This window comes from Geomonas sp. (assembly GCF_056994735.1).
The window spans coordinates 1-10,269 of sequence record NZ_JBXKJL010000021.1 but is presented as its reverse complement, the minus strand read 5'-3'; the positions used below and the strand labels follow the sequence as shown (position 1 = coordinate 10,269).

Below are 10,269 nucleotides of genomic sequence, written 5' to 3'. Positions count from 1 at the left end.
CTGCAGCCGGGCCTGCCTGAGCGCCTCCTCGCGCACCTGCCCCAGCACGAGGTGGTTGGCGAGGATCATCCCGAGTGCCACCGTGATGGCGCTGATCAGCATGAGGCCGGGGATTTTGCTCTTGATGGTGCTCAATAGCTCTCTCGTCCTTTGGCAGCCGCTGCCGGTCGGTGGTTCCTTCACGATTCTCCTGGCCAGAAAACTCCTCGCCTCCGGGCCAAGCACCCCCTCGCCCTCCGGGAGAGCAGGGGTGAGGGACGCTGCCGGTGCGATACCTGTCCGACAGCAGCAAATCCCCCCTGTCCCCCCTTTGACAAGGGGGGGACGTTAGGGCCAAGGCAGCGGCGAAGCTTGCTCCCCTCGCCCTCCGGGAGGGGCGGGGGTGAGGGCTGGCGGAAATCCAAGAATGGATCCCCGATAGAAGCACTCGGGGATGACGCTGGGGAGGCTTGGGAGACGCTGGATGTGGGGGAGGTTAATCCCTTTTTAGTTGCCCCGCCCCCCCAAAAGGGTGTATCCATGCTGTCCCGCTAAAACCACATCAGTACAAACCGAAGGAGAAGAAGATGGGCATCCTTGCCAACACAGTGAGCGTCTGCCATTTCAAGGTCCAGGGAGAACTCCCCAAGGAAGACCTCCACGAGTGGACGTTGAAGCAACTTGCAGCAAATAGGTTCAACCCGATCGACCAGGGAAACGAGGAGTTATCGGTCGGCTGGGTACATTTGGACGACCCGAAATCATCCGAGTTCGACTCCCCAGCGGCCTGCTGGCGCGACCACTTCCTCATGTTCACCCTGCGGCGTGACAAGAGGTCGGTCCCTTCCGCCATTCTGAAGGCGCACCTCGAAAAGGCACAGGACGAGTTCCTGGCGGAGAATCCCGGCTTCACCAAGGTGCCGAAGCAGAAGAAGGAGGACTTGAAGGAAGCGGTCCGGGCCATGCTCCTCTCCCAGACGCTCCCTACCCCCGCCACCTATGACGCGGTCTGGGACACCCATACCGGCCTCCTGACCTTCAGCTCGCTTTCGCCTAAGGTAATCGAGCTCTTCGAAGACCACTTCAAGAAGACCTTCGAGGGCCTTCGGGTCTCGGCCTTCCACCCCTATGCACGCGCCGAAAACGTGCTGGTGGACGAGGGGCACAAGGAGCTTCTGCGGAAGGCCAACAAGGCGACCAGCGACAACTACCTGGACCTGATCAAGGAAAACCAGTGGCTGGGGACGGACTTCATGCTCTGGCTCATGTACCAGACCATGAACGAGGCCTCCCAGTACAGCATCAACCAGCAGGGCATCCTCCTGGAGAAAGAGCCTTTCGTGGCCTACCTGGACGACCGCGTGGTGCTGCTCGGTGCCGGCGAGAACGGAGCCCAGAAGATCACCGTGGCCGGCCCTCAGGATCATTTCAACGAGGTCCGGACGGCCCTTTTGAACAAGAAGGAGATCACCGAGGCGACCCTGCACCTGGAGACCAGCGAGGACGAGCACTGGAAGATGACCCTCAAGGGGGAGCTATTCCATTTCGCCTCCTTCAAGTCTCCTTCCGTCAAGATGGAGAAGGACAACACCACCGACGAGGCCATGGAGCGCGAAGCCGTTTTCTTCGAGAGGATGGTGCTCCTCGAAAAAGGGACCCAGCTCTTCGATTCACTCTTCGCCACCTTCCTCCAGTTGAGACTGGGGAGCGAATGGCCTGAGCAGGAGTCGATGATCCAGCGCTGGCTCAACGTCTGCAGCTATTGCGGCAAGGAAGCAGCATAGAATTCCGCCATCGCTGCCGAAGTTACCGAAACGGCCCCTCTTTCCCATGAGAGGGGCCGTTTCCATTTTGTGCAAGATGAAGGGTATCGGTTTGAGTAGTCCCGAAGAGGCGGTAAATATGCAGGCCGAACCGGAAACCGCCATGCTTCAGCTGAATCCGGAGGAACTGGACGATCTCTACGAGGTGCTGGAAGAGGCGCTGGAACTGACCCTGTAACCCCGGCTCCCTAGCCGGCTTCGCTGATACTCGATGATAATGGGAAGGTCGGCATCTGCCCACTCGACTTCCAGCATGCGCTCGGGAGCAAGCCAAGAGATCGCAGAGTGCTCGTACAGGGTGATTTCGCCGGAGACGATAGTGCAGAGGTAGGGATAGAGAGTCACGGTGAAGGCCGGGTAGTCGTGGGTGGCCGGGGTGAGGGCCTTGCCGACCTCTATCTGCACCCCCATCTCCTCGACCAGTTCGCGTTTGAGGCATTCCTCCCGCCCCTCCCCCGGCTCGATTTTCCCTCCGGGAAACTCCCACCTGAGAGGGAGGTTCATCGACGCGCTCCGTCTCGCCGAGAGGACCAACCCGTCACGCTCGATGATCGCGCAGGCAACGTGGATATGTCTTCTGGTATCTGTCGTCATGGCGGCAATTCTCCTCCCACACGACCCTAAGGAAAACGGAGTTGAAGGTCAAGGGAAGATTTGTGCTGAACCTCCCCACCCAATCCCCAATCCCCGTCAAGTCAATGTCTTGTGGAAGCGGAGGACTGCGCCCGATAGAATGGTGACGCCGATGATGAGGAGGGCCAGGAACTGCGGCCAGAGGATGTCGATGCCGACACCCTTCTGGAAGATGGCGCGCACGATGACCAGGAAGAAGCGCATGGGGTTCGCCAAGGTGATCCACTGAATTACGGTCGGCATGCTCTCGATGGGGAAGGCGAAGCCGGAGAGGAGCATGGCGGGGAAGATCACGAAGAAGGCGCTCATCATGGCCTGCTGCTGGGTCCGGCTGACAGTGGAGATGAGCAGCCCGATCCCCAGAGAGCTCATGAGGAAAAGCGCGGTAGCTCCGAACATGAGGAGGACACTCCCCCGCAGCGGCACCTCGAACCAGAAGACGGCGACCAGCGAGATGATGGCCACGTTGATGAAGCCGATCAGGATGAAGGGGACGGTCTTGCCCAGGATGAACTCCCCCTTCCCTATCGGCGTTACGATCACCTGCTCGATGGTTCCGATCTCCTTCTCCCGCACCACCGCCATGCTGGAGAGGAGCATGGTGATGATGAAGACGATGTTGGTGATCACCGCCGGAACGAAGAAGTTGCGGCTCTCGAGGTTCTCGTTGTACCAGGCCCGGCTGGCGAGATCGACTCCGGCGACCGGGACCTGTGCTCCGGCCGTCCTGGAGGCCGAGTCGAGTTGCAGTTTGGCGCTGTAGCTCCCGATGATCCTGGCGGCGTAGTTCAAGGCGATGCCGGCCGTGTTGGAGTCGGTGCCGTCCAGGATCAACTGGACTGCGGCACCGCGCCCGCTGGCAACCTGCTCCCCGAAGCCGTGATTCATCCTGATCAGGGCCTTGACGTCTCCCCGGTCGATCACCTCCCGCGCCCTGGCCTCGTCGAAGACCCTTTCGCGCAGGTTGAAGTACCCCGATCGCACGAAGCGATCGGCAACCTCCCTGCTTTGGCTGGTGTTGTCAAGATCGTAGATGGCCATGGCCACATCGCGCACGTCGGTGTTGACCGCGTAGCCGAAGATGATGGTCTGCACCACGGGTATCACGAAGATCACGAAGCGCATGCGCGGGTCCCGCAGCACCTGGATAAATTCCTTCCTCAGCATGGCTCTCAGACGTTCAAGCACTGAATATCTCCATTGAATAATTTTTCCGCCGCGGCGATGCCCGTCCCCTCAGCAATGGGATCACCACGCCTCCCCTCACGAATGGGGAACCCACGCCCTCCCTCATCGAAGGGGCCACTTCGTCCCCCTCTCCCCTCCCGGAGGGCGAGGGGAGACGTCTCTCACTCGATCTTCTTCCGGAACTTCCGGTGCGATAAAGCCAGTATCAGTGCGGCAAAGATGGCGAGGAAGACGGCCTCCCCGGACAGTATCTTCAGCCCCAATCCCTTCAAGTAGATCCCTCGCAGCAGCACCACGAAGTATCGCGCGGTGATGATGTGGGTGAAGAGCTGGATCGGGTACGGCATGTTGGCGATGGGAAAGACGAAGCCCGAGAGAAGAAAGGCCGGGAGCATGGTGGCGACCAGGGCGATCTGGCTGGCCAGAAACTGGCTCTTGGTGATGATGCTGATCAGCATGCCCAGCGCCAGCGCCCCCACCAGAAAGATCGACGAGGAGGCGAAGATCAGCCAGAGCTGTCCGCGTAGCGGGATGTGGAAGACGAACTCGCCGACCAGCACGGCCAGCACCAGGTCAAAGGTCCCGATGATGAAATAAGGGATGAGCTTGCCGAGTATGAGCTCCCCCCCCGTCACCGGTGTCGCTATCAACTGCTCCATGGTCCCCCCCTCCCATTCGCGTGCGAAAGTGAGCGAGGTGAGAAGAGCTGCGATGACCATCATGATGATGCCGATCAGCCCGGGGAAGATGTAATTGCGCGACTCCATGTCGGTGTTGAACCAGACCCGGGGCTCGACCCGCAGCCCTCCGGAGGGAGGGGGGAGCCCCTTTCTGTGCAAAAGGTCGACGGTGATCTTCTCGCTGTAACTGCGGGTGACCGCCTCGGCGTAACCGAGCGCGAAGGAGGCGACGTTGGAATCGCTGCCGTCAAGGATGGCCTGGACGGAGACGCCGCGGCCGGAGGCGACCCGGCGGGAGAAATCGACGGGGATGATGAGGGCGATGACGGCCCTTCGGGAGTCGATGGCGTGCTCGATCTCGCCGTAGTTATCGGTATGGCCGACCAGTTGAAAGTAGCGGGAGGCGCTGAAGCCGCTGAGGAAATCGCGGCTGGCGGGGGTGGCGCTCTGGTCCCAGACGATGAGCGGGACACGGTCCACATCGAGGGTGAGGGCATAGCCGAAGAGAAAGAGCATCACGATCGGGATCGCTATCCCGATGCCCAGACTGCGCCAGTCCCGCACCACATGCAGCATCTCTTTTCTGGCTACAGCCGAGATTCTCTTTAACTTCACCTGCTCTCCTCTTTAAGGGTTGACGGGGCTCCCTCCGGCAAGGCGGGATTATCGGGGATGACCAGGGGTATTTCGGCATGGAAGATGGAGCCGGCACCGTGGCGACTCTCGGCCCAGATCTGCCCTTCCATGATCTCGACGATGCGCCGGGCCAGGGTGAGACCAAGCCCCAACCCCGGATAGGCGCGGGTGACGGCGCCGTCGGACTGGGTGAAGTCGTTGAAGATCCTCTCGAGATCCCCCTCGGCGATGCCTATCCCGGTGTCTGCCACCGAGAAACGGATCATCATCCCGGCGCCGGAGATGGTCCTCTGCGCTTCGAGCGCCACTTCGCCCTCCGAGGTGAACTTGACGGCATTGCCGACCAGTACGGAAAGGACCTTGTGGAGCATCCCCTGGTCGGCGACCATCGACTCCGGCAACTCCGGCCCGACGGTCAGGGAAAGGTGCAGCCCCTTGGAGGCCGCCAGCGGGTCGAGCTCCGCAACGATCCCCTCCAGGAAGGGCTTGACCTGGAAGGAGCGTTTCTCGAGGTGGACCTCGTCTCCTTCCAGCCTGCTGGTCTCTATCAGGTCCTCGATCAGCCCGAGAAGCTTCATGGCAGCCTTCTGAACCAACGAGAGATACTTGCGCTTCTCGTCGTCCTCCTCGTTGTTGAGGACCAGGTCGGTCATGCCGATGATCGGGGTGAGTGGCGTGCGCAGCTCGTGGCTTACCCCTCGCAGGAACTCCTTCTTGGTACGGTCGGCGGCGGTGGAGAGGTTCTCCAGTAGATCGCGGTAACGCTTCATCTCCAGGTGGTTCTTGACCCGGGCCCGGACCACCTGCGGCGTGATCGGCTTGGTGATGTAGTCGATGGCGCCCATTTCCAGCCCCTTTATCTCGTCCTCATCCTGGATCATGGCCGTCACGAAGATCACCGGGATATCGCGGGTGGAGGGGTCGCGCTTCAGGATGGTGCAGACCTCGTAGCCGTCCATTCCGGGCATCATGATGTCGAGCAGGATCAGGTCCGGTTTGTCCTCCCGGATCAGATCGAGAGCCTCGGCCCCGCTGGTGGCGAAGATCATCTCGTACTCGTCCCCCAGGCTCTCGCTCACGACTTCGATATTTGCCGGGGTGTCATCGACGATCATGACGTTCTGGCGTCTCATGCGCGTTCCCTTTCTTCGGGTGTGAGGTCGGAGGGGGTGGCTGGAAAATGAGCCAGCAGTTGTCGCGCCTTCTTGAAATCGAGCCTGTCCAGGCAGAGCTCAAGGGCCTTCAGTTCCTTCTCATAGCTTCCCGACGGGATCCCGGAGCGGAAGATGGCGAACTGCCGCTTGGCATCGAGACTGTTCCTGGAAAGAAGCCGCTCCAGTTTCGCCGCCTCTGCCGCGAGCCTGGCAGGCTCGATGCCAGCCGGCTGCTGGTCCCGCCCGGCCGTTTCGGGGCGCACTTCCCTGCGGCCCGCGCACGGCGGACGGGGTTCCCGGTCCTGAAGGGATTGCCCCCGGCACAGGGCCCGCACGATGCCATCGAGCATCAATGACGGCCTTAACGGCGTTCCAAGGACCACGGCAAGCCCCAGCTCATCGCTTCGCCGCCGCATCTTTTCCAGCTGCTCCTGCGGAACCGTGGCGAGAATGGCCAGGCCGCGCCGATGGCGGGAGGCGATGTCGCGGCATACAGCCTCTATACCGGTCTCACCGGCCGAGAGTCCGTCTATCACCACCAGATCGAAGGTGTTGGAGGCGGGGGGACGCACGTCCGCCAGGGTCGCCAGCGCCGCGGGAACGCTCTCCACGAAATGGACGCCGAGGGGCAGGCCCTGCAGCAGCTCGGTCAGAGTCGCCCGCGACTCCATGTCCTGGTCGAGGACCAGCAGCCGCAGGCCCGGGTGATCCGGCTCCAGTTCCTCGGCCTGTGACTGGCCCGGTGCGACCAGCCCGAAGTTCACGGTGAAATAAAAGCTGCTCCCCGCGCCGGCGACACTCTGGACCCGCAGTTCCCCCCCCATCAGCTCGACCAGCTGGCTGCTGATGGAAAGGCCGAGGCCGGTACCGCCAAACCTGCGGGTGGTGGAGCTGTCGGCCTGGGTGAAGGGGGTGAAGATCTTGTCGATCTGCTCCTGGGAGAGACCAACGCCGGTGTCCTGGACGCAGAAGTGGACGGAAATCTGCTCCGAGACCAGTTCCACGGGTTTGACGTCTACCACCACCTCGCCGTGCTCGGTGAACTTCACCGCGTTGCCGACCAGGTTGTTCAGCACCTGGGTCAGCCGCAGCGGGTCGCCCAGAAGCCTCTCCGGTAGCTGCGGGTCGAGCCTGATCCGGTAGCCGATCCCCTTCTCCTGCGCCTTCACCGTGAACATGTCGGAGATCGAGCCCAGGACATCAGCCAGGGCAAACTCGGTCATCTCGAGTTCCACCCTCCCGGCCTCTATCTTGGAGAAGTCCAGAATGTCATTGATTATATCAAGAAGGGTCTGTCCGGAAGAGCAGATCTTCTCTAAATAATCGCGCTGCTTTTGGTCGAGCTCCGTCTGCAGGGCCAACCGCCCCAGGCCGATGATGGCGTTCATCGGGGTGCGTATCTCGTGGCTCATGCCGGCCAGGAACTGGCTCTTGGCGCGGCTGGCAGCCTGCACCATGTCGCGCTCCCGGCGCAGGGCCTCAGCCTCCCGTTTGGCGGTGATGTCCTCGACCACCCCCGCCAGGTACCTCGGCTCCCCACCCTCCCCGCAAAGGAGGTACTTGGTGAGGTTGACCCAGACCAGCGAGCCGTCCCTGCGCAGGTGCCGCAGCTCCATGCTGTAATTGTCGATCTCCCGGCGCAGCAGCTGCTGGGTGTGGGTTCGCTGGGACGGGAGATCGTCAGGATGGATGGTCTCGTCGAGCGTTCGCCCCAGGAGCTCGGACTGGGTATAACCGAGGATGTCGCAAAATCTGCGGTTGATGCGGGTGACCGCACCGTCCAGGGCAAGATGGCAGATGCCGACGGCGGCCTGCTCGAAGGTATCGCGGAAGCGCTCCTCGCTCTCCTTTAACTGCTCCTCCGCCCGTTTGCGAGAGGTTATGTCGGTCAATATGCCGAGAAGGCCGTAAACCGCGCCTGAGTCGTCTTTGAGGGGAATGAGGGCCTTGCTTACCCAGCCGCCGCCCCGCTCCTGCTGCTCGTCGCGCTCCTCCGGGACCCCGGCGGCCATGACCCTCGCGTCGTCCTCCATCCGTTTGGTAGCCAACGGGGCCGGGAAGAGGTCGTGATCGGTCTTGCCGAAGATCGCCCCCGGCTCCAGCCCCAGGTCACGGGTGAAGCTGGAGTTGCAGGAGAGATAGACCGAGTTCCTGTCCTTGAGGAAGATGCGCTGCGGCAGATTCTCGATCAGCCAGCGGTAGCGCTTCTGGAAGAATAGAGTCCCTTCGGCCTCCTTGCGTTCCGTGATGTCGTGGACCACGCTGACCACCCTGACGGGGTTGCCGGTCGCATCACGGAAAACTTCCCCCACCTCGTACACGCAGCGCTCGCTCCCGTCCGGCCGGACCACCGTGTGCTCCACCGCATAGCAGGCCCCGGCGCCGGCAAGGGCATCACCGATGGCGGCGGCAACGGCGTGGCGTCCATCCTGGGGGAGGAGTGCAAGGTAGGCCTCGTGGTCAAGCGGTCTCTGCGAGCTTTCGATGCCGAAGATACGGCAGACCTCGTCGGAGCATTCGAGCCTGCCGCTGGAGAGGTCCCAGTCCCTGCTCCCGAGGTGGGCGATCCGCTGCGAGATCCGGAGCATCTCCTCGCCGCGTCGGGCCGCCTGATCGGAGTGCCGCCGCCAGATCAGGCGCAGGAGCTCCGCCGCCAGGAACAGGAGGAGGAGGGGGAGAGCGGCCATCCAGTCGGAAACACGGGTCATCAGGGCGATGCCGAGGACCAGCAATAGGAAGGGGAACAGACTCCATGCCAGTTTCCGCTGCGTGTCGAACGGTGCCAGTGCTGCCCACAAACGCATGGGTCCACCTATCGAGAGGGGGAGTGCGGCAGATTTCTGCCGTTTATTCTGGTGTCATTACTTCTCCATCGGCTGCCGTGCAATAAACATGAGAAAAAACCAATATCATGAGAAATTTTCCTTCATCTCCCGCCGGCCCGGCTTTCCATGAAGGAGACGAAGAGATCCTCGAGTGATGGGGAGATACGTTCCATGCGAAGCGCCATCTCCGGAAGGGCCTCCCCGATGGCCGGCATGGCCTCCTGCGCGCTCTCCACCACGAGGTGGAGCCCGGCGCCGAAGAGCGCCGCCCGGTGAACTCCGGGAAGCGATTCCACCCGCTCCAGCGCCTCGAAGGGGCGCTCGCAGCCGACGGCAACGACCTCGCCGGCAAAGTCCCTCTTCAGCTGGGCCGGGGTCCCCAGGGCGATCAGCTCGCCGCCGAAGATGAAGCCCAGTCGATCGCAGCACTCAGCTTCCTCCATATAGTGGGTGGTGACGAACACCGTTACCCCTTCCCCGGCGAGGCGGTAGATGAGCTCCCAGAAGCTGCGTCGGCTGATCGGGTCGACGCCGGACGTTGGCTCGTCCAGGAACACGATCGGCGGTTCGTGCAGGATGGCGCACCCGAGAGCCAGGCGCTGTTTCCAGCCGCCGGAAAGGGTGGCGCTGCGGGCCCGGCGCTGCTCGGTGAGGCCGGCCATCTCGATGACCCACTCCTTGCGCTGCCGCTTCTTCTCCTGGGGGATGCGGTAGATCCCGCTGTAAAAGTCGATGTTCTCTTCAACGGTGAGGTCTTCGTAGAGGGAGAACTTCTGGCTCATGTAACCGATCTGCTTCTTGATCTGCTCCGACTCAGTACTTATGTCGTAGCCGGCCACGGTGCCCCTTCCCGAGGTCGGGGGGAGGATACCGCAAAGCATGCGGATCGTAGTCGACTTTCCCGCGCCGTTGGGCCCCAGGAAGCCGAAGATCTCCCCGCGGGCCACGTCCAGGGTCAGCCGGTCAACCGCGGTGAAGTCGCCGAAGCGCCGGGTGAGCTCATGCAGGGAGACCTGGGGAGTGGGGGCCGGGGATTGGGGAGTGGCCTTTATACTGGGTTCACTTGTCATTGCACGTCCCGATTTCCAATGTACAGGAGCGGCATTCCTGCCTCGCGATTCGCGCCCGCCGGATTTTCAATGCAGCCGCGGTTCGCGCCCGGAAGGGCGCTCCTACAACAGCGATTCACCATTCACCATTCACCATTCACCATTCACCATTCACCATTCACCATTCACCTTAAGAGCGAAACGAAGAGGTCCTCGAGGGAAGCCTCGACCTCCCTGACGGAAATGAGATCGACGCCTGCATCATGAAGGGTCTTTTCCGCGCTGCGCCGGGCCTCATCCGG

General features: G+C 62.1%; 9 protein-coding genes. 2 read left to right on the top strand and 7 right to left on the bottom strand.

The window, feature by feature from the left end:
* A partial coding sequence (locus AC11W3_RS00900) for a hypothetical protein (RefSeq protein WP_484092338.1) occupies positions 1 to 183 on the bottom strand: 183 nt, incomplete at its 3' end.
* Positions 184 to 566: 383 nt separating this feature from the next.
* Between AC11W3_RS00900 and rdgC the strand changes: the two genes are divergently transcribed.
* Positions 567 to 1,763: a recombination-associated protein RdgC gene (rdgC, locus tag AC11W3_RS00895; RefSeq protein ID WP_484091304.1), complete on the top strand. Its 1,197-nt coding sequence runs from the start codon at positions 567 to 569 to the stop codon at positions 1,761 to 1,763.
* Between the two features lie 67 nt (positions 1,764 to 1,830).
* Entirely contained in the window at positions 1,831 to 1,980 is a 150-nt protein-coding gene (locus AC11W3_RS00890; protein ID WP_484091303.1) for a hypothetical protein, read from the top strand.
* On the opposite strand, the gene AC11W3_RS00885 is transcribed toward AC11W3_RS00890, so the two are convergent.
* The 6 genes from AC11W3_RS00885 to AC11W3_RS00860 all read right to left on the bottom strand — a co-directional run bounded on the left by AC11W3_RS00885 (position 1,941) and on the right by AC11W3_RS00860 (position 9,988).
* Complete coding sequence (locus tag AC11W3_RS00885) at positions 1,941 to 2,396, bottom strand: (deoxy)nucleoside triphosphate pyrophosphohydrolase (RefSeq protein ID WP_484091302.1); 456 nt, start codon at positions 2,394 to 2,396, stop codon at positions 1,941 to 1,943. The genes AC11W3_RS00890 and AC11W3_RS00885 overlap by 40 nt on opposite strands.
* A gap of 96 nt (positions 2,397 to 2,492) precedes the next feature.
* A complete protein-coding gene (locus AC11W3_RS00880; protein WP_484091301.1) occupies positions 2,493 to 3,623 on the bottom strand; it encodes an ABC transporter permease in 1,131 nt (376 codons plus the stop codon).
* A 161-nt stretch (positions 3,624 to 3,784) separates the two neighbouring features.
* Positions 3,785 to 4,918, bottom strand: a complete 1,134-nt coding sequence (locus tag AC11W3_RS00875) for an ABC transporter permease (RefSeq protein WP_484091300.1) — start codon at positions 4,916 to 4,918, stop codon at positions 3,785 to 3,787.
* Positions 4,915 to 6,072 (bottom strand): hybrid sensor histidine kinase/response regulator, encoded by a 1,158-nt coding sequence (locus AC11W3_RS00870; protein ID WP_484091299.1) that lies wholly within the window; start codon positions 6,070 to 6,072, stop codon positions 4,915 to 4,917. The genes AC11W3_RS00875 and AC11W3_RS00870 overlap by 4 nt, the downstream gene beginning before the upstream one ends.
* Positions 6,069 to 8,897 (bottom strand): PAS domain S-box protein, encoded by a 2,829-nt coding sequence (locus tag AC11W3_RS00865; protein ID WP_484092337.1) that lies wholly within the window; start codon positions 8,895 to 8,897, stop codon positions 6,069 to 6,071. The genes AC11W3_RS00870 and AC11W3_RS00865 overlap by 4 nt, the downstream gene beginning before the upstream one ends.
* A 122-nt stretch (positions 8,898 to 9,019) precedes the next feature.
* Complete coding sequence (locus AC11W3_RS00860) at positions 9,020 to 9,988, bottom strand: ABC transporter ATP-binding protein (protein WP_484091297.1); 969 nt, start codon at positions 9,986 to 9,988, stop codon at positions 9,020 to 9,022.
* Positions 9,989 to 10,269: the final 281 nt, after the last annotated feature.

What these genes read in the sequence shown, in the direction of transcription:
- rdgC (WP_484091304.1), top strand. Translation starts at nt 567, where the DNA reads ATGGGCATCCTTGCCAACACAGTGAGCGTCTGCCATTTCAAGGTCCAG.
- AC11W3_RS00885 (WP_484091302.1), bottom strand. Translation starts at nt 2,396, where the DNA reads ATGACGACAGATACCAGAAGACATATCCACGTTGCCTGCGCGATCATC.
- AC11W3_RS00870 (WP_484091299.1), bottom strand. Translation starts at nt 6,072, where the DNA reads ATGAGACGCCAGAACGTCATGATCGTCGATGACACCCCGGCAAATATC.
- AC11W3_RS00865 (WP_484092337.1), bottom strand. Translation starts at nt 8,897, where the DNA reads ATGCGTTTGTGGGCAGCACTGGCACCGTTCGACACGCAGCGGAAACTG.
- AC11W3_RS00860 (WP_484091297.1), bottom strand. Translation starts at nt 9,988, where the DNA reads ATGACAAGTGAACCCAGTATAAAGGCCACTCCCCAATCCCCGGCCCCC.